General features: G+C 69.0%; 24 protein-coding genes. 8 read left to right on the top strand and 16 right to left on the bottom strand.

Annotated elements, in window-relative coordinates; all coding sequences use genetic code 11:
• Positions 1 to 177: 177 nt before the first annotated feature.
• Positions 178 to 1,350: an ROK family transcriptional regulator gene (locus WFJ97_RS11130; RefSeq protein ID WP_336641524.1), complete on the bottom strand. Its 1,173-nt coding sequence runs from the start codon at positions 1,348 to 1,350 to the stop codon at positions 178 to 180.
• A 120-nt stretch (positions 1,351 to 1,470) separates the two neighbouring features.
• Here WFJ97_RS11130 and xylA point away from each other — a divergent pair, with 120 nt between their 5' ends.
• Together xylA and xylB are read left to right on the top strand one after the other, a co-directional pair.
• Positions 1,471 to 2,658, top strand: a complete 1,188-nt coding sequence (xylA, locus tag WFJ97_RS11125; protein ID WP_247624237.1) for a xylose isomerase — start codon at positions 1,471 to 1,473, stop codon at positions 2,656 to 2,658.
• A gap of 8 nt (positions 2,659 to 2,666) precedes the next feature.
• Positions 2,667 to 3,953, top strand: a complete 1,287-nt coding sequence (gene xylB / locus WFJ97_RS11120; protein WP_336641523.1) for a xylulokinase — start codon at positions 2,667 to 2,669, stop codon at positions 3,951 to 3,953.
• Positions 3,954 to 3,966: 13 nt separating this feature from the next.
• On the opposite strand, the gene WFJ97_RS11115 is transcribed toward xylB, so the two are convergent.
• Both WFJ97_RS11115 and WFJ97_RS11110 read right to left on the bottom strand, forming a co-directional pair.
• Positions 3,967 to 4,635: a GOLPH3/VPS74 family protein gene (locus WFJ97_RS11115; protein WP_336641522.1), complete on the bottom strand. Its 669-nt coding sequence runs from the start codon at positions 4,633 to 4,635 to the stop codon at positions 3,967 to 3,969.
• Positions 4,636 to 4,772: 137 nt separating this feature from the next.
• Positions 4,773 to 5,423, bottom strand: coding sequence for an MIP/aquaporin family protein (locus tag WFJ97_RS11110; protein ID WP_247957134.1), 651 nt, complete (start codon positions 5,421 to 5,423; stop codon positions 4,773 to 4,775).
• A gap of 177 nt (positions 5,424 to 5,600) precedes the next feature.
• Between WFJ97_RS11110 and WFJ97_RS11105 the strand changes: the two genes are divergently transcribed.
• Positions 5,601 to 6,971, top strand: coding sequence for an APC family permease (locus WFJ97_RS11105; RefSeq protein WP_336641521.1), 1,371 nt, complete (start codon positions 5,601 to 5,603; stop codon positions 6,969 to 6,971).
• Complete coding sequence (locus WFJ97_RS11100) at positions 6,955 to 7,179, top strand: multidrug transporter (protein ID WP_336641520.1); 225 nt, start codon at positions 6,955 to 6,957, stop codon at positions 7,177 to 7,179. Before WFJ97_RS11105 ends, WFJ97_RS11100 begins: the two co-directional genes overlap by 17 nt.
• A 20-nt stretch (positions 7,180 to 7,199) precedes the next feature.
• Here the strand turns inward: WFJ97_RS11100 and WFJ97_RS11095 are convergent, their stop codons facing one another.
• Complete coding sequence (locus WFJ97_RS11095) at positions 7,200 to 8,483, bottom strand: serine hydrolase domain-containing protein (RefSeq protein WP_336641519.1); 1,284 nt, start codon at positions 8,481 to 8,483, stop codon at positions 7,200 to 7,202.
• 98 nt (positions 8,484 to 8,581) lie between these two features.
• On the opposite strand from WFJ97_RS11095, the gene WFJ97_RS11090 reads away from it, so the two are divergent.
• Together WFJ97_RS11090 and WFJ97_RS11085 are read left to right on the top strand one after the other, a co-directional pair.
• Positions 8,582 to 8,896: a DUF2470 domain-containing protein gene (locus tag WFJ97_RS11090; RefSeq protein ID WP_247624230.1), complete on the top strand. Its 315-nt coding sequence runs from the start codon at positions 8,582 to 8,584 to the stop codon at positions 8,894 to 8,896.
• A 54-nt stretch (positions 8,897 to 8,950) separates the two neighbouring features.
• Entirely contained in the window at positions 8,951 to 9,598 is a 648-nt protein-coding gene (locus WFJ97_RS11085) for a biliverdin-producing heme oxygenase (protein WP_336641518.1), read from the top strand.
• A 97-nt stretch (positions 9,599 to 9,695) separates the two neighbouring features.
• Here WFJ97_RS11085 and WFJ97_RS11080 read toward each other — a convergent pair whose 3' ends face one another.
• On the bottom strand, positions 9,696 to 11,090 hold the full coding sequence (locus WFJ97_RS11080; RefSeq protein WP_336641517.1) for an ATP-dependent DNA helicase: 1,395 nt from the start codon (positions 11,088 to 11,090) through the stop codon (positions 9,696 to 9,698).
• A gap of 115 nt (positions 11,091 to 11,205) precedes the next feature.
• On the opposite strand from WFJ97_RS11080, the gene WFJ97_RS11075 reads away from it, so the two are divergent.
• Positions 11,206 to 12,276: a hypothetical protein gene (locus WFJ97_RS11075; RefSeq protein WP_336641516.1), complete on the top strand. Its 1,071-nt coding sequence runs from the start codon at positions 11,206 to 11,208 to the stop codon at positions 12,274 to 12,276.
• 18 nt (positions 12,277 to 12,294) lie between these two features.
• On the opposite strand, the gene WFJ97_RS11070 is transcribed toward WFJ97_RS11075, so the two are convergent.
• The 3 genes from WFJ97_RS11070 to WFJ97_RS11060 all read right to left on the bottom strand — a co-directional run bounded on the left by WFJ97_RS11070 (position 12,295) and on the right by WFJ97_RS11060 (position 15,493).
• Positions 12,295 to 14,307, bottom strand: coding sequence for a cytochrome c oxidase assembly protein (locus WFJ97_RS11070; protein ID WP_336641515.1), 2,013 nt, complete (start codon positions 14,305 to 14,307; stop codon positions 12,295 to 12,297).
• Between the two features lie 120 nt (positions 14,308 to 14,427).
• Positions 14,428 to 14,715 carry an HU family DNA-binding protein gene (locus tag WFJ97_RS11065; protein WP_247624225.1) on the bottom strand — a complete coding sequence of 96 codons (288 nt, stop codon included), beginning with the start codon at positions 14,713 to 14,715 and terminating at the stop codon, positions 14,428 to 14,430.
• Between the two features lie 196 nt (positions 14,716 to 14,911).
• Entirely contained in the window at positions 14,912 to 15,493 is a 582-nt protein-coding gene (locus tag WFJ97_RS11060; protein ID WP_336641514.1) for a TetR/AcrR family transcriptional regulator, read from the bottom strand.
• 136 nt (positions 15,494 to 15,629) lie between these two features.
• On the opposite strand from WFJ97_RS11060, the gene WFJ97_RS11055 reads away from it, so the two are divergent.
• Positions 15,630 to 16,457 (top strand): alpha/beta hydrolase, encoded by an 828-nt coding sequence (locus WFJ97_RS11055; protein ID WP_247633565.1) that lies wholly within the window; start codon positions 15,630 to 15,632, stop codon positions 16,455 to 16,457.
• A 147-nt stretch (positions 16,458 to 16,604) separates the two neighbouring features.
• Here the strand turns inward: WFJ97_RS11055 and WFJ97_RS11050 are convergent, their stop codons facing one another.
• From WFJ97_RS11050 to WFJ97_RS11015, 8 genes are all read right to left on the bottom strand, one after another.
• Positions 16,605 to 17,429 (bottom strand): type IV toxin-antitoxin system AbiEi family antitoxin domain-containing protein, encoded by an 825-nt coding sequence (locus WFJ97_RS11050; protein ID WP_336641513.1) that lies wholly within the window; start codon positions 17,427 to 17,429, stop codon positions 16,605 to 16,607.
• Positions 17,430 to 17,904: 475 nt separating this feature from the next.
• The gene (gene rpsN, locus WFJ97_RS11045) at positions 17,905 to 18,210 is read right to left on the bottom strand and encodes a 30S ribosomal protein S14 (RefSeq protein ID WP_017829734.1); all 306 of its coding nucleotides are present in this window, start codon (positions 18,208 to 18,210) and stop codon (positions 17,905 to 17,907) included.
• 3 nt (positions 18,211 to 18,213) lie between these two features.
• Positions 18,214 to 18,384, bottom strand: a complete 171-nt coding sequence (rpmG, locus tag WFJ97_RS11040; RefSeq protein WP_046014935.1) for a 50S ribosomal protein L33 — start codon at positions 18,382 to 18,384, stop codon at positions 18,214 to 18,216.
• Positions 18,384 to 18,620: a 50S ribosomal protein L28 gene (rpmB, locus tag WFJ97_RS11035; RefSeq protein ID WP_017203559.1), complete on the bottom strand. Its 237-nt coding sequence runs from the start codon at positions 18,618 to 18,620 to the stop codon at positions 18,384 to 18,386. The genes rpmG and rpmB overlap by 1 nt, the downstream gene beginning before the upstream one ends.
• Before the next feature lie 209 nt (positions 18,621 to 18,829).
• Positions 18,830 to 20,158 carry an ABC transporter substrate-binding protein gene (locus tag WFJ97_RS11030; protein ID WP_247633563.1) on the bottom strand — a complete coding sequence of 443 codons (1,329 nt, stop codon included), beginning with the start codon at positions 20,156 to 20,158 and terminating at the stop codon, positions 18,830 to 18,832.
• Between the two features lie 56 nt (positions 20,159 to 20,214).
• A complete protein-coding gene (locus tag WFJ97_RS11025) occupies positions 20,215 to 21,102 on the bottom strand; it encodes a carbohydrate ABC transporter permease (protein ID WP_247624220.1) in 888 nt (295 codons plus the stop codon).
• The gene (locus WFJ97_RS11020; RefSeq protein WP_336641512.1) at positions 21,099 to 22,025 is read right to left on the bottom strand and encodes a carbohydrate ABC transporter permease; all 927 of its coding nucleotides are present in this window, start codon (positions 22,023 to 22,025) and stop codon (positions 21,099 to 21,101) included. Before WFJ97_RS11020 ends, WFJ97_RS11025 begins: the two co-directional genes overlap by 4 nt.
• Positions 22,022 to 24,040 (bottom strand): beta-galactosidase, encoded by a 2,019-nt coding sequence (locus tag WFJ97_RS11015; RefSeq protein WP_336641511.1) that lies wholly within the window; start codon positions 24,038 to 24,040, stop codon positions 22,022 to 22,024. Before WFJ97_RS11015 ends, WFJ97_RS11020 begins: the two co-directional genes overlap by 4 nt.
• Positions 24,041 to 24,059: the final 19 nt, after the last annotated feature.

Here is a 24,059-nt window from a genome sequence, read left to right as displayed (position 1 = left end):
CTGAGTTGGGGCCGGGCCCCGGCGGGCACGACTCCGGAGAATCGGGGCGGATCGGGGCGGAATCGGGCCGTTCGGGCGAATCGGCAGCGATTCTCCGGAGTGATGAACCGGGGCGGGGCCCTTCGACAGGCTCAGGAACCCCGTTTCGGGCGAGGCCCCAGTACCGGAGGAGGCGCCTTACCCCGCGACGACGGCGAGGGGGTCGGTCCACAGCGGGCGGAACGCGAGTTCGGCCGCGCCGACGAGCAGCCGGTCCGAGCCGAGGGCCGCGGTGCGCAGCTCGACGATCTCGGCACTCTCGCTCATCGCGAGCCGCGAGACCTCGGCCGCGAGGGTGTCGTGCTCGGCGTCGTCGAGCAGCGCGAGGAATCCGCCCAGCACGACGACTGCGGGGTTCAGCACGTTCACCGCGTTGGCGAGAGCGCTGCCGAGCACCCGGGCCTGCCGAGCGACCTCGGCCTCGGCAGCGGGGAGGGCTGCTTCGTCGAGCGCTGCGGCGAGCGCGGCGTCGTCGGCATCGTCGAGGCCGAGGAGAGCCAGCAGATGCCGCCGGTTCACCTCTTCTTCGAGCACGCCGTCGGACGTACGTCGGTCGGCGTCGTCGTCGATGCGAGGACGGTTGTGACCGAACTCCCCCGCGTAGCCGTTCGCCCCGGTCGCGGCCCGCCCGTGGATCACGAGCCCGCCGCCGATGCCCGAGGCGCCGCCGTTGAGGTAGACGAGTTCGTCGATGTCGCGGCCGGCGCCGAAGAGGTGCTCGGCGAGCGCCCCGAGGGTCGCATCGTTGTCGACGGCGGTACGGATGCCGGTGAGCCCCTCGATCCGCGCGGCGAGAGGTTCATCGGTCCAGGCGAGGTGCGGGGCGTTGCGCACGACGCCGTCGGCGGTGCGCACGAGCCCGGGCACGGCGACGCCGATGCCGATCACGGTGCTGTGCAGCAGAGCATCCGTCTGCCAGTGCGCCAACCGGGCGGCGACGAGCGCGGCGACCTCGGCGACGGTCGGGGTGGCCGTGTTGACGATGCGCTCGCGCACGACGATGCGGCGGTCGAGGGCGACGGCGGCGATCTCGACCGCGTCGACCTCGGGGTGCACGCTGATCGCGACGACGGATGCCGAGGGCGCGACCACCGGCGAGGGGCGGCCGGCGCGCGACGAGGATTCCGGCGGGCGCTCGTCGACGAGTCCCGCGGCGGCGAGTTCGAAGACGAGGGCGGCGATCGTGGAGCGGTTGAGCCCGGTGGCCTCGGTGAGGGCCGATCGCGACTGGGCCCCGTCGTGATGGACGATCGACAGGATCCGCGCGAGGTTCGCTTCGCGGGAGCGCGGGGTGGTCAGGTCACGGGGCACGTTCCCACTTTAGGGGTGCGGATGCGGCCTGTCATCGGTTATGTTGTGAATCACAACTTATTGCGCCGCGGCATCCGCCCCGGCCCCGCAGACCACCGCAGCACTCGCAGAGGAGCGATCATGCCCACCCCCACCCGCGCCGACAAGTTCTCGTTCGGACTCTGGACCATCGGCTACAACGGCACCGACCCGTTCGGCGGCCCCACCCGCCCGGCGCTCGACGTCGTGCACGCCGTCGAGAAGCTGTCGGAGCTCGGCGCCTACGGCCTCACCTTCCACGACGACGACCTGTTCGCCTTCGGATCGACGGATGCCGAGCGCCAGACCCAGATCGACCGCCTGAAGGGTGCGCTCGCCGACACGGGTGTCGTGGTGCCGATGGTGACCACCAACCTCTTCAGCGCTCCCGTCTTCAAGGACGGCGGCTTCACCTCGAACGACCGCCAGGTGCGCCGCTTCGCGCTGCGCAAGGTGCTGCGCAACCTCGACCTCGCCGCCGAGCTCGGAGCCAAGACCTTCGTGATGTGGGGTGGCCGCGAGGGCGCCGAGTACGACTCGGCGAAGGACGTGCGCGCAGCTCTCGAGCGTTATCGCGAGGCCGTCAACCTGCTCGGCGACTACGTCACCGACAAGGGCTACGACATCCGCTTCGCGATCGAGCCCAAGCCCAACGAGCCCCGCGGCGACATCCTGCTGCCGACGCTCGGCCACGCGATCGCGTTCATCGACTCCCTCGAGCGCCCCGAGCTCGTGGGCGTCAACCCCGAGGTCGGGCACGAGCAGATGGCGGGCCTCAACTTCACCGCCGGCATCGCCCAGGCGCTGTACCACGGCAAGCTCTTCCACATCGACCTCAACGGTCAGCGCGGCATCAAGTACGACCAGGACCTCGTGTTCGGTCACGGCGACCTGCACAACGCGTTCTCGCTCGTCGATCTGCTCGAGAACGGCGGCCCCGGCGGGGTTCCGGCCTACGACGGCCCCCGCCACTTCGACTACAAGCCGTCGCGCACCGAGGACGAGACCGGGGTCTGGGACAGCGCCGCCGCCAACATGCGTACCTACCTGCTGCTCAAGGAGCGCGCGGCGGCCTTCCGCGCCGACCCCGAGGTGCAGGAGGCACTCGCCGCCGCGAAGGTCGCCGAACTCTCGACGCCCACTCTGAACGAGGGCGAGAGCTACGACGACCTGCTCGCCGACCGCGCGGCCTACGAGGACTTCGACGCGAACGCGTACCTCGGCGGCAAGGGATTCGGCTTCGTGCGTCTGCAGCAGCTCGCCACCGAGCACCTGCTCGGCGCCCGCTGAGTCCGGCGATGGCACTCGTCCTCGGGGTCGACTCCTCGACCCAGTCCTGCAAGGTGGTCGTCGTCGACTCCGTGACGGGTGCCATCGTGCGCTCCGGCCGCGCCGCTCACCCCGACGGCACGTCGGTCGATCCCGAGGCGTGGTGGGTCGCGCTCCAGCAGGCGATCGCGGATGCTGGGGGCCTCGACGACATCGAGGCGTGGGCCATCGGCGGTCAGCAGCACGGCATGGTCGCGCTCGACGCCGAGGGCCGCGTCATCCGCGATGCGCTGCTGTGGAACGACACCCGTTCCGCGCAGGCGGCCGACGATCTGATCGGCGAGTTCGGGGCATCCGTCCTCGCCGATCGCACCGGCCTCGTACCGGTGGCGTCGTTCACGATCACGAAACTGCGCTGGCTGCGCGATCACGAACCCGACAACGCCGCCCGCGTCGCCGCCGTCGCGCTGCCGCACGACTGGCTCACCTGGCGACTGCGCGGTTTCGGACCCAAGCGGCCCGACCTCGGCGAGCTGGTGACCGACCGATCGGATGCCTCGGGCACCGGTTACTGGAATCCCCGCACCGGGGAGTACGACCGCGAACTTGTCGTCGCCGCGCTCGGCCACGACGCCGTGCTGCCGCGGGTGCTCGGCGCCCACGAATCGGTGACGGATGCCGCGGGCCGGCGCGTCGCGCCCGGTGCCGGCGACAACGCCGCCGTCGCCCTGGGCGTCGGTGCCCGGACCGGCGACGTGGTGGTGTCGATCGGCACCTCGGGAACGATCTTCGCGGTGACCGACCGGGGCGTCGCCGATCCGAGCGGGATCGTGGCGGGCTTCGCGGATGCCGCCGACGGCTACCTGCCCCTCGTCTGCACCCTCAACGCCGCACGCGTGCTCGACGTGATCGCGCGCCTGCTCGACGTGGACCACGACGGATTGAGCACCCTCGCGCTGGAGGCGTCGCCCGGAGCGGGCGGGCTCGAACTCGTGCCGTACTTCGAGGGCGAGCGCTCCCCCAACCTGCCCGAGGCGACCGCGAGCCTGAACGCCATGACGCTCGCCTCGACGACGCGCGAGAACCTGGCGCGCGCCGCGGTCGAGGGGATGCTGGGCGGGCTGCGCTTCGGTCTCGACGCGCTCCGTGAGCTCGGCATCCCTCTCGATCGGGTGCTGCTCGTCGGCGGCGGCGCTCAGTCCCGTGCCGTGCGGGAGATCGCGCCGCTGGTGTTCGGGCTGCCGGTCGAGGTGCCCGAAGCGGCGGAGTACGTCGCGGTCGGCATGGCCCGGCAGGCGGCATCCGTCCTGCGCTGACCCGCGGGCGGGGTCAGGTGATCGTCGCGACGAAGACCGGGGTCATCGCGGCCATCATCGCGGCCGAGATGACCATGGTGACCGCGCGCGACACGGCATCGCCCGTCGGGCTGCCCTCGGTGAGCTGCTCGATGCGCTTCTTGAGTCGACCCGACGAGATCGGGCCCACCTCGTCGCGCAGCAGCGGATGCGCCGCATTCATCCCCTGCAGGATGGCGAGCAGCGCGAGATCGGCCTGGGTCGGCGCGAGCGTTCCCGCGATCACCGCGGCGAGACGCGAACGCAGCAGTGTCTCGGGACCGGGATCGGACTCGGGAGTGCGCTCGGCGCCCCACCCGAAGAAGCCCCGCTCGCCGCGCGCCAGAATCCCCTGCGCGACCAGGGATTCGACGACCTCATCGAGAGGATCGAGCTTCGACCGCATCACGAGCGACTGCAGCCTCTTGCCGTTCACCGGCGCGAGACGGGAGAGCGCGGCATCCAGAACCGGATGACCGGTCGGCTCGGCGGAGACGATCGCGATCGCGGGGTTCTTGCCCTCCCCCACGGTCACGCGATGATGCAGCACGAGGTCGACGATCACGGCCGCGACCTCACCGAACAGGCGATTGGTGCTCACGCTCGACTCGACCCGGCCATCCGGCCGGAGCAGCAGCAGGTGGAGTTCCTCGACGATCAGCATGCCCTCACGGTATGCCGCGGCATCCGCCCGCCGCATCCCCCGTGAGGCGGATGCTTTTGACAAGCAGGGACGCGTCGACAGGCTCAGCGCCCCAGAGTGAAACGGGTCTCTGAGCCTGTCGAAGGGCCCGCCCCGAGTTACTCGGCCGCGGCGATCTTCTTCACGTCGTCGCTGTTGAGCAGACGGAACGCGAGGGCCGCGAGGGCGCCGCCGACGATCGGAGCGACGATGTAGAGCCACAGCGAGCTCCAGGCGAAGTGACCGCTGACCGAGAGGCCGAGCGCGACCGCCGGGTTGAAGCCGCCGCCCGAGATCGAGCCGACCGTCGTCGCACCGACGAACACCACGCCACCGATCGCGAGGCCGTAGAACGAGTTGCCCGCGGTTCCCTTGGCCGTGGCCACGTTCAGCACGACGTAGACGAGGAAGAACGTGAAGATCGCTTCGACGAGGAACGCCGGGCCGACCTGCACGACCATGGCCTCCTTCTCGGGCGCCCACCAGACGGCACTGACGAGCGCGGCCAGCACGCCACCGATGGCCTGGGCGACGATGTAGGCGATCAGGTCGGCGACGCTGAGGCCGCCGCGCACGAAGACACCGACCGTGACGGCCGGGTTGAGGTGGGCACCGGAGATGTGCCCGGTCGCGAAGATCAGCACGGCGAGCGCGAAGCCGATCGCGAGCGGGGTCAGCGCGCTGCCGCTGTTCACCGCGCCGATGATGCTGAGAACGAAGAGGAAGGTGGCGAGCGCTTCTGCGACCGCCTTGCGTGCCGTACCGGTCATGGAGATCCCGTTTCTCGAGTCTGGTGGTGCGCGATCCCCCCGGACCGCCGGCTGAAAACTATCGGCACTTCCCCCGGGCGTGTCGCCCGACGCGCGGCATTCCTGAGAAGTCGCTGAACGAATTTCACCCTGTCAACCCCGTCGTCGGACGGCTGCCGCGCCCCTAGTGTTCCGAGGATGACAACCGAAAAGGCCCCTGCGGCCGAAGCCCCGACGCGACTGCGGCGGGCGATCACCGGTCCACTCCTGTTCGCCTTCATCCTGGGCGATGTCCTCGGTGCCGGCATCTACGCGCTCATGGGCGTGCTGTCCGAGAAGGTCGGCGGGATGCTGTGGGCACCGCTGCTCGTGGCGCTCCTGCTCGCGCTGCTCACCGCAGGGTCGTACGCCGAACTCGTCACGAAGTACCCGCGCGCCGGTGGCGCCGCGGTCTTCGCCGAGCGGGCGTTCCGCAGTCCGGTCGTCTCGTTCCTCGTCGGCTTCAGCATGCTCGCCGCCGGTGTCGTGAGCGCCGCCGGCCTCTCGATCGCGTTCGCCGGCGACTACCTCGGCACCTTCATCGACCTGCCGACGACACCCGTGGCGATCGCCTTCCTCGCCGTCGTCGCGCTTCTCAACGCCCGCGGCATCCGAGAATCCCTCGGAGCGAACCTGGTCATGACCGCCGTCGAGCTCAGCGGTCTGGTCATCGTGATCGCCGTCGTCTCGGTGTTCTTCTTCGGCGGCGGGGGCGATGCCTCCCGCGTCGTCGAGACGCCCGAGGGCACCCCCGCGGCACTCGCCGTGCTCGCCGGCGCCGTGATCGCGTACTACTCCTTCGTCGGCTTCGAGACCTCCGCGAACATGATCGAAGAGGTCAAGAACCCGAGCCGCACGTACCCGCGCGCACTGTTCGCCTCGCTCCTCACCGCCGGCGTCGTCTACGTGCTGGTCGGTCTCGCGAGCTCGATCGCCCTGCCGGCCTCCGAGCTGCAGGAGTCCTCCGGCCCCCTGCTCGCGGTCGTCGAGGCCGCCGGGGCCAGCATTCCCTCCTGGCTGTTCAGCCTCATCGCCCTCATCGCCGTCGCCAACGGCGCACTGCTCACGATGATCATGGTCAGTCGCCTGACCTACGGCATGTCCGAGCAGAAGCTGCTGCCGGACGTGCTCTCGCGTGTGCTGCCGAAGCGCAAGACGCCATGGGTCGCGATCCTCGTCACCACGCTGGTCGCGATGGGCCTCACCCTCGTCGGCGACCTCGAGACGCTTGCCGCGACGGTCGTGCTCCTCCTGCTGATCGTGTTCCTCAGCGCCAACGTCTCGGTGCTGGTGCTGCGTCGCGACAAGGTCGACCATCCGCACTTCCGGGTGTGGACGTTCGTCCCCGTGCTCGGCATCCTGTCGTGCATCCTGCTCTTCACGCAGCAGAGCCCCGAGGTCTGGCTGTTCGGCGCCATCCTGCTGGCCGTCGGAGCCGTGCTCTTCCTGCTCACCCGCCTCGCGCGACGACGCGCCGACACGACCACCCACCACCCCACCGAGGAGAACACCCATGAGCACGCAGAATGACACCGCGAACGACGGCGCGAACGACGGCGAGGACTTCGAAGCGAACCGTCACGACCAGCTCACGTCGGCCCCCGGGTCGACCGAAGCGGATGCCGCTCCCCGCATCGACGTGAGCGAGCACGACGGCACGACGCGCATCGACATCCGCGACGACGCCGAGGTTCGACCCGGCGCCGGCCCGGGGATGCCGGAAGCCGACGGCGAGTAGCCTCGGCTCTCGGGCTCAGATCACTCGACGGGCGGCTCTACGCACGGCAGTGCTGCCGCGTTGACCGCTTCGCGATACTGCTCGGCGGTGAACGGCAGACCGAAATCGGGAGCGGTCTGGCCGTCGGCGGCCGGAGCCTTCGAGCCGATGGCCGCGAGCTCCCAGGCCAGGGACTGCGCGATACCCGCCCCCGCGGTCGAGTTGTTCAGCACCACGGCGACGGTGAATCCGCTCGCCGGGTCGGAGTACGCGGCGGTCGCGTAACCGGGCGCCCACCCGTGCTGACCGACCATCGAACCGACCAGGAACGCGCCGCCCGTGGCCTGGTACCAGGACTCCGCACCGTCGAACGCGGGGAGCGGCGCGGCGAAGCGGTCGGGCTCCTCCTTCGTGCGCAGCACCTGACGGGCTTCGGCCTGCGCATAGCGACCGAGGTCGGCGATCGTCGAGACGGCACCCGAATCGGTGAACCCCGAGCTCGACGACATCTTCGTGATGTCGACGGGGGCGCTGCACGCGAAGCCGCCCTCGACCGGGTTCAGGTAGTGGCCCTGGAGCACGTCGCCGGTCGACGGCGTCGCGGAGGTCGAGGGCGGGAGCGACGTGTTCGCGAGGCCGAGCGGCTCGGTCACGTACTCGGCGATCAACTGCGACGCCGACATCCCGGAGGCGCGCTCGAGCGCGAGGCCGAGCAGCAGGTACCCGGCGTCGGAGTCGCGGTACGTCGTCGCCACGGGAGTGCGCGGAGCGGCGAGGCCGAAGCCGGCCAGCTCGAGCGGAGCCCACACGCGGTCGGGGGTCTTCAGCCACTCCGCCTTGATCTTCTCCTCCGACGATCCGAGGCCCGAGGTGCCGTTGCAGAGGTCGAGGAGGGTGACGTCCTCGAGGTCGGGCACGCCCGACACGTAGTCGGGAACGGCGCCGTCGAGGTCGACGGTGCCCTCGTCGGCGAGCGCGTAGAGCACATCGCACGTCATGAGGCGCGTGACATCGGCGATGCGGAACGACATGTCGACATCGACCGGAGTCTCACCACCGGGCTCCTGCGAGCCGACGCCCGTCACCCACTGGCCGCTCCACGGGGCCCAGACCCCGACGATCGCGGCCGACGAGCCCGACGCGCGGATCGCGTTGTCGACGGCTTCCTGCATCTGCGCGGTCATGTCGTCGGGCAGAGCGCCGTCGACCTGCGCCGGAGGCTCGTAGGTGAAGCTGTCTTCGGAGGTGCATCCGGTGAGGACGAGTCCGAGCACGACCGCACTGGCCGCGGCGGCGCGCCAGCGGCGCGACGAGAGAAGCTGCATGTAGGAAACCCCCGGAGATGTGTCTCCCGATTCTAGAGCGCCGAGCCTGAAAGACGACATCGAGCCCTCGGCATCCGCCGACGTTCTATGGTGATCTGGTGCCCCACATCTTCGATGACGCCGTGACCGCCGCCGTCCTGCACCACATGAACGACGACCACACCGACGACAACCTGCTCATCGCCCGTGCGTTCTCGACGGCATCGGATGCCGAGGTGACGGATGCCGTCATGACCGCGTTCGACGGCGACGGCGGCACCTGGCAGGTCACCCGTGCCGGCGAGACCACGGAGCTCGTCGTGGCGTGGCCGGGCGGATCGATCACCGAGCGTCCCGAGGTTCGTCGGGAGATCGTCGCGCTCTACGACGCGGCCTGCGAAAGGCTGGGCATCGAGCCCCGTCCGCACGCCTGATCCGGGGTCGTCACAGGGTTTCGCCAAAGGTAAGGCTGCCCTTACACTGAAGGCATGCCCGAGATCCTCTCCTTCTCCGCCGCCCTGCGCGAGCGCTCGTCCGGATCGCACTCCCGCAGCGAGACCGCCGGCTTCATGTCCGACCTCCTGAAGGGCGAAGGCTCCCGCGAGGACTACATCTCGCTCGTCGCCCAGCACTACTTCATCTACGAGGCGCTCGAAGGTGCCGGCGACCGCATGCGCCAGGACCCCGTGGCCACCGTCTTCATCAGCGACAAGCTCACGCGCCTGCCCGCGCTCGAGGCCGACCTCGAGTTCCTGCTCGGCGCCGACTGGCGTACGCAGATCGTGCCGCTGCCCACCACGCAGCGCTACGTCGAGCGCATCAACCAGGTCGGCGCGACCTGGGCCGGCGGATTCGTCGCCCACCACTACACCCGCTATCTCGGCGACCTCTCGGGCGGCATCTTCATCGGCCGCGTGATGGCGCGCCGCTTCGGCTTCGAGACCAACGGCATCGGGTTCTACCTCTTCGATGACATCGCCGACCCGGCGGCCTTCAAGGACGTCTACCGCGAGCAGCTCGACGCCGCCCCGTGGGACGAGGCCGAGCGCGAGCGCGTCATCGACGAGGTGCTGCTCGCCTACCGCTTCAACACCGAGCTCTTCGAAGACCTCGACCGGGCCCGCGCCGCGGCGTAGGTCCTTGGGGCGCCCTTCGTCTCGTCGCTGCGCTCCTCGCTCCGGAACCGGGTCTCTTTCGGAACCGGTCCCTGAGCGAGCGCAGCGAGACGAAGGGTCAGGCCTTCGGGAGCTCGGGCGTCGAACGCGCGATCCAGGCGTCGCGCATGAACCGCCGCACGTCCTCGTCGACGCGGATGTCGCTCGGGCGCAGCGCGCGCGACAGGTACAGGCCGTCGAGCGAGGTGAGGCGACTCAGGGCGACGTACGTCTGTCCGGGGGCGAACGCCCCGGATCCGAGGTCGATCACGGCGCGATCGTAGGTCTTGCCCTGCGACTTGTGGATCGTGACCGCCCACGCCAGCCGCAGCGGGAACTGCGTGAACTCGGCCACCACATCACGGCTGAGCTTCTTGGTGTTCTGGTCGTAGGCGTACCGGAAACGCTCCCAGACCGCCGGCTCGACGTCGACCTCCTCGCCGTCGATGTCAACGCGCACCGCACCGCCGAGAATGCGCAGTACCGTGCCGATCGTGCCGTTGACCCACCGCGGGGGCTCCCCCGACATGGCGGTGTCGTTGCGCAAGAACATGACCTGCGCGCCGACCTTGAGCTTGAGCTCCGACTCCGCCGGCAGCGACGCCTCGCCGCGGCCGAAGTCACCGCTGACCTCCGCCCGCGCGGTCTGCTCCTTACCCGGGAGAGCCGCGAGGTGGCGGCTGTTGATGCCGTTCACGATGTCGTTGCGGGTGGCGAGGGTGATCATCGGAATCTCCCCCGGCTCGGGGTCGGGAGGGGTGCGCGCGCCCTGCGTGTTGAGCACGCCCGCGATCTCGGCGGTGACCCGCCCGTAGCGCACGGCGTTCAGCATCGCCTTGAAGCCGTCGTCGGATTGCCGGTGGATCTGCACGAGTTCTCGCACGTGCAGCGCGGCGCGGGTGTCGACGGCGAACAGACCGTCCTGGTCGGAGGAGCCTTCGCCGCCGCCGGTGCCGGCCCACACGTGCGCATCGAAGAACCAGAACGAGCGGTAGTGGTCCTTGACGTAGCGGGCCTCGTCGCCGCGGGGCGGCACGGGCGCCAGCTGATACGGGTCGCCGAACATCACGACCTGCACCCCGCCGAACGGCTCGCCCCGACGCCCGCGCGCCTGACGCAGCGAACGATCGATGGCATCCATGAGGTCGGCGTTGACCATCGAGATCTCGTCGATGACGAGCGTCTCGATCGCATTGAGGATGCGCCGGGTCGCGTCGTTCTGATCGATGTCGCCGTCGGCGATGAGGCCGATCGGCAGCCGGAACAGCGAGTGGATCGTCTGCCCCTCGACGTTCAGGGCCGCGACGCCGGTCGGCGCGCAGATCGCGATCTGCTTCTTGGTGTTCCAGGCGAAGTACTGCAGCAGCGTCGACTTGCCGGTGCCCGCGCGCCCGGTGATGAAGACGTGCTCGTTCGTGTCCTCGATGAGTCGGAAGAGCTCGTGCTGTTCTTCGGACAGGGCAGGAAGGGACACGGTTCTCGCAGAGGAAGACGGACGGATGCGGGCGCCCCACCATGCTACGGCTCGCCGCGCGACGCGAGGTGTCGGCGCTCGGCTTCGTCCCAGGACGCTTCCCTAGACTGACCCCATGGACGGGGTGGAGTCTTCGGCGCGCAAGCGCGCGCGCGTGGGGGTCGATCTCACGATCCTCGCACTCGTCGGCATCGTCCTGGTCGCGGCCCTCGGCGCCGGCGGAGCCGTGCTCTACAAGGACTACTACAGTCCGTCCGCGTTCGTCACCCGCTACCTCGACCTGCTGTCCTCCGGCCGCGCCGCCGACGCACTGCGCGTTCCGGGCGTCGCCGTCGACCGCGAGACCCTGGATGACGCGGGACTCTCGCCCACGGCATCCGAGGCCCTGCTGCGCCATGCGGCGCTCGCTCCGCTCACCGACGTGCGCATCGAGTCCGAGAAGGCCGTCGACGACGGCTTCGCGGTGACCGTCGCCTACTCGGCCTCCGGTCACCCCGGAAAGACGACGTTCACCGTCACCCAGGACGGCTGGGAGGGCGTGGCCCCGCGCTGGCGGTTCGACGACAGCCCGCTCGCCGTCGTCGATCTCACGCTCCGCGGCGCCGACCAGTTCTCGGTCAACGGCTTCGCGGTCGACCGACGGCAGGTCTCGGCCGCAGGGATGGATGCCGCTCCCCTCGACCCGTTGCCGCTGCTCGTCTTCACCCCGGGCCTGTACGCGGTGACGGTCGACACCGCCATCTCGGAGTCGTCGGGCATCGGCGTGCTCGCCGACACGCCTCTCGCCACCACCCCGCTCGACGTGCAGACGACGCCCACCGAGGAGTTCCTCTCGGTCGTGCAGGAGCGCGTCGAGGAGTATCTGACGAGTTGCACCTCGCAGGAGGTGCTGCAGCCGACCGCCTGCCCCTTCGGCATGGAGGTCAAGAACCGCATCGCCACGCTGCCCGCGTGGTCGATCGTCACGCAGCCGACGGTGACCGTCGAGCCCGACGGTTCGCAGTGGCAGATTCCGCCGACGGATGCCGTGGCCCACGTCGAGGTCGAGATCCGTTCCCTGTTCGACGGGTCGATCCAGACGGTGTCGGAGGACGTGCCGTTCCAGGTCAACGGGACGATCGTGATCCTCGCCGACGGCACGGCCTCGATCCGCGTCGGCTCGCCCGAGGACGCCCCGGCCGGCTAGCCGGCGGGTGGCTCCGGCTCAGCTGCGCCCGGCCTCGGCGTTCTGACGGTCGCGCTCGGCGATGCGGGCGAGCTTGGCGTTGTACTCCTCGAGCTCCGCGTCTCCGGTGCGGTCGGCGTGGCGGTCGCGGCGCTTCTGCAGCTTGCTGTCGCTGCGGCTCCACTGGATCGCGACGGTGATGGCGAGGATGAGCGTGGGGATCTCGCCGATCGACCAGGCCACACCGCCGCCGATGTACTGATCGTCCATCGGGTCGGGTCCCCAGGTGCGGCCCATCGAGCCGAACCAGTCGGCGACCATGAGGCCCTCCTGCATCATGATCGCGACGCCGAAGAACGCGTGCATGGCCATGATGGCGATCAGGGTGATGAGCCGGCCCGGATACGGCAGGCGGTACGGAATGGGGTCCTCGCCGATGAGCGTCAACACGAAGAGGTAGCCCGAGATGAGGAAGTGGATGACCATCCACTCGTGCCCGAGGTGCTCGAACATCGACCAGCGCACGAGGTCGGTGAAGTAGAACGCCCACAGCGACAGGATGAAGATGCCCGCCGCGACGAACGGATGCGTGACCACCTTCGAGAACGGCGAGTGCACCGCCCAGAGGATCCATTCGCGGCCGCCGCGCGTGCCGTCGTCGCGCTTGTGGATCGCGCGCAGCGCGAGCGTCACCGGGGCACCCGACACCAGCAGCAGCGGGATCGCCATCGACAGCATCATGTGCCCGAGCATGTGCACGCTGAACAGGTACTCCTGGTACGCGTTGATCGGGCCGCAGGTGACCCAGACGAGCAGCAGCATCCCGAGCACCCAGAAGACGGTGCGGTGGATCGGCCAGCGATCGCCGCGCCGCTGCAGACGGATGACGCCGGCGATGTAGAGGAAGAGCCCGAACCCGGCGGCGACGAGCCACAGGATGTCGAGGTCCCATGACGTGAACCAGCGGTCGAGGGTGAACTCCGGCGGCACGTTCGAGCGGGTCAGCACCTCGGCGGGGGTCTGCGCGAACGCGGCCTCCTCACCGGTCGGCGGGGGCGTGCGGGCGAGGGCCGCGGCAGCACCCGAGGCGAGCCCCATGAGGGCGACCTCGCAGAGCACCAGCATCCAGAACCAGGCGGATGCCCGGGGGCCGTCGAGCTTCGGGATCAGACGCGCGCGGTACCAGGCGCCGAGCAGGCCCATACCACCCAGGAGCACGACCTTGGCGAGCAGGATCGCGCCGTACGGCGTCGCGAGCTGGCTCCAGTCGCCGAGGGCGACGACCGAGCGGGCGACCCCCGAGATCGCGACGACGAAGAACGCGGCGATCGCGAGCGACGAGTAGCGTCGCACGAGCTGCGCACCGTCGACACCGTCGCGTCCGCGCAGCAGCACGATCAGCAGCAGACCGCCGAGCCACACCGCGGCGCCGATCGTGTGCAGCAGGATCGAGTTGACCGCGACCGTGTGGCCGGCGAGATCGCCCGAGTGCCCCTGCGTGGCGAGGGGGAGGAAGGATGCCGCGGCCAGGAGCGCCGTGATGAGCGTCGGCGTCCAGGTGCGCCAGGCGAAGGCGAGCACCGTGATCACGGAGCCGAAGATGGTCGTGATCAACCACGACTGACCCAGGGCCGTCTCGAGCAGGTAGCGGCCGAGCTGTGCGCCGAACTCGCGCTCGATGCTGAGCTGCGGGTTGAACGCGGCCATGAACGTGAGGAACGCGGTGAACCCCGCCGAGATCGTGAAGACCGCCGCACCGATCGAGGCGATGTTGAGGGCCGTGTCGAACGGCTTCTCACCGCTCTTGAGGGCGAACAGGGCGAGCACGAGCGAGCCGAGCATCGCGGCGGCCGCGACGTTCATCGTGAGCTTGACGATCGGGGTCGCCCACATGACGAAGGGGCCGGGATCCTGCAGCAGCAGGGGTGCCGCTCCCCCGCCGACGATCAGCGCGGCGACGACGCCGACGATCGCGGCGACGGCGAGGATTCCGATGCCGGCGAGGCGGTAGGCCGACGCGCTCGATCGGGTCGTCGCGGCGCGGGTGTTCACCCCTCCAGCCTAAGCCGCGGCATCCGTGCCGGCTGACGTGGCGCTGGATGCTGCAGGCTCTCTGCCGGGGACGCAGAAGGCCGCCACCCCGAGGGGCGGCGGCCTTCGACAGGAAGCGTCTTACTTGACGGCTGCCTTCAGCTTGGAACCAGCGGTCACCTTGACGCGCTTGCCGGCCGGGATCTTGATCTCGGCGCCGGTCTGCGGGTTGCGGCCGGTGCGAGCGGCGGTGTCGACCTGCTCGAACGAGATCCAGCCCGGGATCGAGACCTTGCTGCCCTTGGCAACGGCGTCGGAGACCGTGGAGAACAGCGCGTCGAGGACACCCGAGACGGTGGCCTGGCTCTGGCCGGTGGCGCTGGCGATGCTCGCGACGAGCTCGGTCTTGGTGATGGACTTGTCAGCCATGTCATCCTCCAGCGACGAGGATCTCGTCGCATCGTTGTGTGGATCGGGGCGGATGCCCCTGGTCGAGTGACCGCCTTGAATGTATCAATGACCACCCCCATTTCCGCGTCATTTCGCGGGTTTTGGTCATTTATTGGGCGTGTTGCACGACTTTTGTCACTCCAGTCACAGGTTTTCGGGCGTGTCCCGACCCTTTTCAGGGCCGGTGCGCCGCGATCACGGCCTGCGCCGTGCGCTCGAAAGCGGGCGATACGCGGTCGTCTCCGTCGAGGTATCCGCCGACCAGAGCGGCGTCGCGGAGCAGCACGAGCGAGGCCGCGACCTCGGCCGGCCGCTCGAGACCGGCCGCTCCGGCGACCTGTTCGAGCGTGCTCCGGAACCACTCGCGGTGCTCGTCGATCATCGCGCGTACGGGTCCCTCGCCGTCGGGGTACTCGGCTGCGGCGTTGATGAACGGGCAGCCGCGGGTGTGCCGCAGGCGGATGTCGGCGACGATGCCGTCGATGACGGCGTCGATGAACCGCGTGGGGTCGATGACGGCGGATCCCGCCTCGGCGAACATGTCGCGCAGCATCCGATCCTCGTTCTCGAGGTAGGCGAGCACGAGGTTCTCCTTGCCGCCGAACTGCTTGTACAGCGTGGCGCGCGTGACCTCGGCCTCAGCGATCACGCGGTCGACGCCGACCGCGTGGATGCCCTCCTCGTAGAAGAGGCGCGTGGCGGCCTCGATCAGGCGTGCGCGGGCGGGGCTCGGGCGCTTCGTGGTGTCGGTGCTCATGGTGGGTCCTCCCCTCATCGTGGCATCCGTTCGGCGATTTCTCGATTCTCGGGAATACCTTGCGGTAGATAGAACGTTCGGTCTACTATCAGCGTAACGCACTTCCACCCCGCAGGACCGAACACAGGAGAAGATCATGAACAGCACCGACAAGACCCCCATCGTCCTCATCCACGGACTCTGGATGACCCCGAAAAGCTGGGACACGTGGGCCGAGCGCTTCCGCGCACAGGGCCACGAGGTCATCGTTCCCGGATGGCCCGGCATCGACGACCGCACCGTCGACGACATCCGCCGCGACCCCTCGGCCCTCAAGGGCATCGGCCTGAAGCAGATCGCCGACAACTATGAGCGCATCATCCGCGCACTCCCCGTCAAGCCGATCATCATGGGCCACTCCTTCGGCGGCGTGCTCACGCAGATGCTCGCCGACCGCGGCCTCGGCGCCGCCTACGTGGGGGTCGCTCCCGGACAGACCGCCGGCGTCACCGCCCTCCCCCTCTCGACCCTCTGGACCGGTACCCCGATCCTCTCCAACCCCTTCGGACGCAACGGCGCCAAGCCCCTCTCGAAGCGCCACTTCCACTTCACCTTCGGCAACGACCTGTCGCGCGCGGCATCCGACGCCCTGTGGGAGGAGTACGCCGTCAACTCGTACAACCGGGTGTTCTTCGAGGGCGTGACCTCGGTGCTCAACGAGAAGGGCGGCGTCACGCACGTCGACTACGCCCGCGCCGACCGTGCTCCGCTGCTGCTGATCGCCGGCGAGATCGACCACGTCGTGCCGCCGGCCATCGTGCGGGCGATCGAGAAGAAGTACCGCGCCTCGGGCAGCCCCGCGATCGTCGACTACATCGAGTACCCCGGACGCACCCACCGCCTCGTCAGCCAGGACGGCTGGGAGCAGATCGCCGACCACGCCCTCGCCTGGGCGGTGCAGCACGCCGAGGCATCCGTGGCGTGAGGGGTGCGGCTCCGCACCCCGTTGGGCCCCTCCCGCACCCGCACGAACGGAGGAGATCTCGCGTTCTACAGGACAGGATTCTGATTCTCGTCTTGCAGAAGGCGAGATCTCCTCCGTTGCGCGCAGGCTACGCGACCACCGATGGCGTCAGGCACGGTGCTTCCCCTGCGCGACCGCCTCCATGATGACCGCTTGAACCTCGGACCAGCGCTCCATCACCTGCTCATACCCGAACCGCAGCACCGTGTACCCGCGAAGCACCAACTGAGCGTCATGGGCGATGTCGCGAGCGCGCTGCGGCCCGACATGCGTGCCCCCGTCGATCTGCACGACCAGGCGTTCGCCGATCAACAGATCGACCGGCCGATCGATGATCCACACCTGGGGGATCATCGGCAGGCACATCCACCGCAGCCGGTAAAGGAAGATCGTCTCGAGCCCCGAGTCGGCATATGGCCGAGCCTGCTCGAGCACTGCGCGCGCGGCGGCCGGGAGATCGAGGCCGCGCAGCCGCGCCGCATCGACGAGCCCCTTGTTCATCGCGGATTCCCAGATGACCAGAGCCGTCTCGAACGGTTGGCACTGTGCGACCACGGCGAGCGAGTTCACGAGATCGTCGACGGTCGTGTCGGGCGACCGCGGAACCACGGGTCTCGACCAGTGCACGACCACGCGGGACGGCACGACGACGCGCCCCGCATGCCTCGGCGCGACGACGTGCAGCGCACCGACATCGGGCACCCACAGCCCCTGGTGCTCGGCCGCGGTGACGCACCCCAGGATCACACCGCGTTCGATCGCTCCGACGACGCGCGGGTCGGCATCCGGAAGAGCAACCCATCCACGACGGATCGTGCGCACGTCGCCGCGCTCTCGCGCGCGGCGCAGCGAATGGGCACTCACGCCTGCGGCGTTCAGCGTGGCGGTTCGGGCGATTCCTCCGCGGCGGGAGAGTTCGGCGAGAGCATCCATCCGTCGATCCTCCGACGCCCCGACCAGCTTTCGGCACCCAGATGACGGATGCTGTGGACTGAGCCGAGCTCTGTGCCAGCTGTGCAGAAGCGCTCCGCGGGAGGAGAACTCTTCTTGCGCAGGAGCAATTCTTCCTCTGCGGGCCCTCAAGCCCGAGATCTCCTCCGTTGCAGGGGAGGGAGTCAGGGCCGTTGCAGGGGGAGGGGGTCAGGGCCGTTGCAGGGGGAGCATCAGGGCAGCGCGGCGTGAAGCATCCGACATGGGGCACGTGAGTTGCGCTCGCTGAGACCAGCGGCCGCCGATAGCGCAGGAGAACTCTCGCTTTGCAGGAGCGGATGCAGGAAGCGATCCTGCAGAGGGCGAGAACTCCTCCCCGACGCGCACGACGCACCCCCACACACGCAGAAGGGGCGAGGATCCGAAGATCCTCGCCCCTCCCGGACCCCGAGACGAGCTCAGGGACCGAAAATGCTACTTACCAGCTGGACTTGGTCACGCCGGGCAGCTCGCCACGGTGCGCCATGTCACGGAAGCGGACACGCGAGATGCCGAACTTCGTGAGGACACCGCGGGGGCGGCCGTCGATGACGTCGCGCGAACGCACGCGAGCCGGCGACGCGTTGCGCGGCAGCTTCTGCAGGCCGACGCGTGCGGCCTCGCGGGCCTCGTCGGTGGCGTTCGGGTCGACCAGGGTCTTCTTCAGCTCGGCGCGACGCTCGGCGTAACGCTCGACGATGACCTTGCGCTGCTCGTTGCGAGCGATCTTGCTCTTCTTAGCCATTGATCAACGCTCCTCTCGGAATTCGACGTGCTTGCGGACGACCGGGTCGTACTTCTTGAGCACGAGGCGGTCGGGGGTGTTGCGGCGGTTCTTCTTGGTCACGTACGTGTAACCCGTACCCGCCGTCGAACGCAGCTTGATGATCGGACGTACGTCCTGAGCCTTCTTGGCCATTAGAGCTTCACACCCTTCGCCTGGAGGTCCTTGACCACGTTCTCGATGCCGCGGACGTCGATCACCTTGATGCCCTTGGCGGACACGTTGAGCGTGATCTTACGACCGAGCGACGGAACGAAATAGGTCTTCTTCTGCACGTTCGGGTCGAAGCGACGCTTCGTCCGGCGGTGCGAGTGCGAGACGTTGTGACCGAAACCGGGAACAGCTCCGGTCACCTGGCACACTGCTGCCATGATGACTCCTTCTATACCGTGAGGCCGGACGGCCCCACCCAAGATCCCTTGTCTGCACGCCATCCACCCCTCGGGACGAACAGCATGCGAACTGCGCACAGGAGTGTGCACAGACAATCGCCAATGCTATCACAGCGCAAAGGGATGCCGAGAACGCCGAAAGGCCCGCGGATGCCGGAGCACCCGCGGGCCTTCGAGAACCGGAGAACCTACTCGGTGACCGGGATCGATGCCGACTTCAGGGCGTCGACCGTGGAGGTCTGCGCGTCCTTCAGCGCATCGGCGAGGGTGCCACTGCCGCTGACCGCACCCTTGAAACCGTCGGAGACGTCGGCGTAGGTCTGCGTCATGGTCGGGCCCCACACGAAGTCCGGCGACACCTGCGTGGCCGCCTCGGCGAACACGTCGTAGATCTTCTGTCCGCCGTAGAAGTCGACGCCGTCGGCGTAGACCGGCAGCTTCAGGCCGGCGGTGGTGGCCGGGTAGAGGTTCGCGGCCTCGGCGAGAGCGGTGAGCGCCTCCTCGGAGGTGTTCAGCCACAGCGCGAACTTCGTCGCCTCGTAGACGTGCTCGCTTCCCTTGAGGACCGCGGTCGACGATCCGCCCCAGTTTCCGGCGACGGAGTCACCCGCGCTCCACTGCGGGAGCGGAGCGACGGCCCAGTTGCCGGCCGTGTCGGGGGCACCGCTCGAGATGGAGTTCGCGCCCCAGACGGCGGAGTTCCAGGTCCAGACCTCGCCCGAGTTGTAGGCGTTGTTCCACTCGTCGGTCCAGGCCGGGACGGTGGCGACGAGGTCGTCGTCGAGCAGGCCCTGCCAGTAGTCGGCGACCGAGACGGACTGCTCGCCGTCGAGCGAGACGGTCCAGCCGGCGTCATCGCTCGAGAACCACTGCCCGCCGTCCTGCCACACGAAGCCGGCGAACTGGTTGATGTCGGACTGCGAGAAGTTGGTGATGTAGCCGCCCAGCGCGCGGATCTGCACCGCGGCCTCGCGGTACTCGTCCCACGTGGTGGGGATCGGGATGTTGTTCTGCTCGAACAGGTCGGCGCGGTAGAACAGCGCCATCGGGCCGATGTCCTGCGGGATGCCGTAGACGCCCTCGGTGCCGAGCGTCACCTGCCCCCAGGCCCAGTCGACGAAGTCGCCCTCCGCGGCCACGACGTCTTCGCAGGCGCTGAGGTCTTCGATGCCGTCCTGCACGAGGAAGTTCGGCAGGGCGTCGTACTCGATCTGACCGAGGTCGGGAGCGTCGCCCGCCTGGAGCTGGTTGAAGAAGTTCTGGTACGTGCCGCCGTTCCCGTTGGGGCCGGTCTGCACCTTCACCTGGATCTCGGGGTTCTCGTCGTTCCAGATCTTCACCACGTCTTCGATCCCGGGGATCCACGACGTGAACTCGAGCGTGACGTCACCGTCCGCCGGGGTGCAGGCGGCGGCGTCGCCCCCTGTCGAGGTGTCTCCGCCACCGGCGGAGCATCCCGTGAGCACGAGCGCCGCGATGGCGATCGCACCGGCTGCCTTCTTCTTCGAATGCTGCATTTCTGACCTTTCTCGGGTGGTGCATCGCCGGACGGGCCATCCGCCCGGCAACCTGCTCACTTCAGGGCGCCGGCGCCCAGACCGTTGCGCCAGAAGCGCTGGAGCAGGAGGAACGTGACGATGAGGGGGATGACCGACAGCAGGGCGCCGATCAGCACGAGGCCGCGCAGTTCGGGGAGCTGGTTCAACTGGTTGTTCCAGTTGTAGAGGCCGTAGACGACGGGGAAGAGCTCTTCGCTGCGCAGCATGATCATCGGCAGGAAGAAGTTGTTCCAGATCGCGACGAACTGGAAGAGGAACATGGTCACCAGCGCCGGGGTCATCAGGCGGATGCTGACGGTGAAGAACGTGCGGATCTCCCCCGCACCGTCGAGACGGCTCGCCTCGAGGAGCTCGTCCGGCACCGACGACGCCGCGAAAATGCGCGCGAGGTACACGCCGAAGGGGCTCACGATCGAGGGCAGGAAGACCGACCAGAAGGTGTTCGTGAGGTTCGCCTGGCTGAAGATGAGGAACAGCGGCAGGGCGAGCGCGGTCGCGGGGACGAGCACGCCGCCGAGCACGATGTCGAAGAGCGCGTTGCGCCCCGGGAAGCGGTACTTGGCGAGCGCGTACCCGGCCATCGCCGCGAGCAGCGTCGCGATCGCGCCGCCGAGCGCGGCGTACAGCACCGAGTTCAGCATCCACTTCAGGTAGACGCCGTCGCGGTAGGCGAACAGCTCGACGATGTTGTCGAAGAACTTCACGTCGGCGAACCACAGCGGGGCCGTCGTGAGGATGTCGCTGTTGTCCTTGCTCGCCGCGACCAGCAGCCACCACAGCGGCAGCAGGAAGTACACGGTGAACACGGCCATGATGAGCATCGCGGCACCGCGCGAGATGCCCGATTCGCGTGCGGCGCGTCCGGTCGAGCGGCGCGCCCCGATGATCGTCGCGGTGGTCATGCGTTCTGCTCCTTGCGCTGCATGTACTTCATGAATCCGAACGAGAGCACGAAGGTCGTCACCGCGAGCACGACCGAGAAGGCCGCCGCGAGGTTCGTGTTCGGGATGGATGCCGTCGCGAACACGGTCATGTTCGGAGTGAACGTGCTGGTGACCGCCGAACTGAACGAGCGGAAGACCTGCGGCTCGGCGAGCAGCTGCAGCGTGCCGATGATCGAGAAGATCGCGGTCATGACGATCGCCGGTCGCACGAGCGGGATCTTGATCGACCAGGCGATGCGCCACTGCCCGGCGCCGTCGAGGCGGGCCGCTTCGTAGAGCTCGGTCGGGATCGACAGCAGCGACGAGTAGATGATGAGCATGTTGTAGCCGACGTAGACCCAGGTGACGACGTTGGCGATCGACCAGAGCACCAGATCGGCGCCGAGGAAGTCGATGTTCTTGGTGATCGCGGTGAAGGGCGACAGGTTGGGCGAGAACAGCGAACCCCACATGATCGCGGCGATCACGCCGGGAACCGCGTAGGGCACGAAGAACGCGAGCCGGAAGAAGCGCTTGCCCTTGACCAGCGGCGAGTCGAGCAGCAGCGCGAAGAGCAGCGCGAGGCCGAGCATGATCGGCACCTGCACGACGCCGAAGAGCAGCATCCGCCCCATCGAGTTCCAGAAGGCCGAGTCCTGGAAGACCTGCACGTACTGGGCGAAGCCGCCGAAGACGAGCTCGGCCTTGCCGAAGGTGCCCTCGCGGCGCACGACCAGCAGCGACTGCCAGAACGCGTAGGCGATGGGGGCGACGTAGAACAGCGCGAACAGCACGCCGAACGGCAGGAACAGGAAGGCGATCGCGCCCTTGTGCGGGATGCGGGATCGACGCCGACCCGGCGCCGCGCCGGTCTTCGCCGGCGCTGCGAGCGTGGTGGTCATACATCCTCCTTGATGATGCGGACCGCCCCGGCGGGGACGGTGATGATGCCGGTGGCGGCGGAGCCGGTGAGGAGCTCGGTGCCGGTCGCTGCGACCTCGACGGGGTCTGCGCCGTGATTGATGACGAAGCGGTAGGCGGCATCCGCTCCGACGCGGCGCACCACGTCGACGTCGGGTCCGGCTCCGGGTGACGCGGCGATGCCCGCCGCGTCGGCGAGCCGCGCGACGAGCGCGCGGTAGGCCTCGGGCGACGGCTGGGTCGCGAGGTACCAGGCCTCGCCCGCGCCCTGCGCCCGGCGGGTGATCGCGGGGTGCCCGGCGGAGGGCCCGTCGACGAAGGAGGCGATGGCCTCGGCATCCGTCGTGCGCAGCCGCTCGCTCCAGACGGATGCCGTCGAGCCGTCGCTCAGCGCGACGCTCTGCCCCGGCACGAGCGGCGCGAACTCCTCGGAGCGGATGCCGAGCAGCTCGCGGAACGCGCCGGGGTAGCCGCCCGTGCGCACGCGATCCTCGGCGTCGACGATGCCGCTGTAGAAGGTGACGAGCACGGTCGCTCCGCGCTCGACGGCGCGGGCGATGACGGCCGCCTCCTCGTCGCGCACGAGGTGCAGGGCCGGCACCACGATCAGACGGTAGTCGTCGAGGTCGGTACCGGGGCGCACGATGTCGGCGACGATCCCGGCATCCGCCAGGGCGGTGTGCGCGGCGTGCACCTGGTCGAGGTAGCGCACCTCTTCGCTCGGGCGCCCCTCGTTCTCGACGGCCCACCAGTTCTCCCACGAGAACAGCACCGCGGCGTCGGCGACGACGCGGGTGCCGGCGACCTCGCCGAGGCTCTCGAGCATGCGGCCCAGTTCGACGGTTCCGCGCCACAGGTCGCTGTCGGTGCCGGCGTGCGGCAGCAGCGCAGAGTGGTACTTCTCAGCGCCCTGGGTCGACGCGCGCCACTGGAAGAAGCAGATGCCGTCGGCGCCGCGGGCGACGTGCGAGGCGACGTTGCGGGTGAGCTCGCCCGGGGCCTTGGCGAGGTTGACGGGCTGCCAGTTGACGGCGCTGGTCGAGGTCTCCATGAGCAGCCAGGGGTCGCCTTCGGCGAGGCCGCGGGTGAGGTCGGCGGCGAACGAGAGCTCCTGGCGCGGGTTCTCGAGGCGACGGTCGAGATAGTGGTCGTTGGCGACGAGGTCCATGTCGGCGGTCCACGACCAGTAGTCGAGGGCGCGGATGTGCGCGGTGACCATGAAGTTCGTCGTCACGGGGATGTCGCTGTGCGCGCGGATGATCTCGGCCTCGACGCGGTAGAGCGCGAGCTGCTCGTCGGAGCTGAAGCGCTGGAAGTCGAGCACCTGGCCCGGGTTGCGCAGCGAGAGCACCTGCGCGGGAACCTGCACCTCGTCGAACGAGCCGTAGCGCTGGCTCCAGAAGCTGGTGCCCCAGGCGGTGTTCAGCGCGGCGATGTCATCGGCGTAGCGGTCGCGCAGCCAGGTGCGGAAGGCGCCGGTGCTGGTCTCGCAGTAGCAGAGGGCGTTGTGGCATCCGAGCTCGTTCGAGACGTGCCAGAGGGTGACGGCGGGGTGCGAGCCGTACCGCTCGACGACGCGGCGCGTGACCTCGGCCGCGTAGGCGCGGAAGACGGGGCTGCTCGGGCAGTAGGCCTGACGGCCACCCTGGTGGAAGACGGTGCCGTCGATGCCCTCGGGCAGGATCTCGGGGTGCTTGGTCGTGAGCCACGGGGGCGGGGAGGCCGTGCCGGTGCCGAGGTCGACGCGAATGCCGGCGGCGTGCAGCTGCGCGATGATCTCGTCGAGGCCGGAGAAGTCCCAGCGGCCCTCGCCCGGGTTGATCGTCGACCATCCGAAGATGTTGATCGCCACGAGTCCGACGCCCGCTTCGCGCATGAGGCGGATGTCTTCGGGCCAGACACTGCGGTCCCACTGCTCCGGGTTGTAGTCGCATCCGAAGACGAGACCCTCCCCCTCGGACAGAGAGGAGATGAGGGTGGGCGCGGCGGCGGGCATTCGGTTTCGCTCCTTTGCG

The sequence above is a fragment of the Microbacterium sp. USHLN272 genome, assembly GCF_037149655.1.
In the GTDB taxonomy this organism is placed as follows: domain Bacteria; phylum Actinomycetota; class Actinomycetes; order Actinomycetales; family Microbacteriaceae; genus Microbacterium; species Microbacterium galbinum.
Note: the sequence above shows the minus strand (reverse complement) of the source record. Positions and strands in the feature narration are given on the sequence as shown.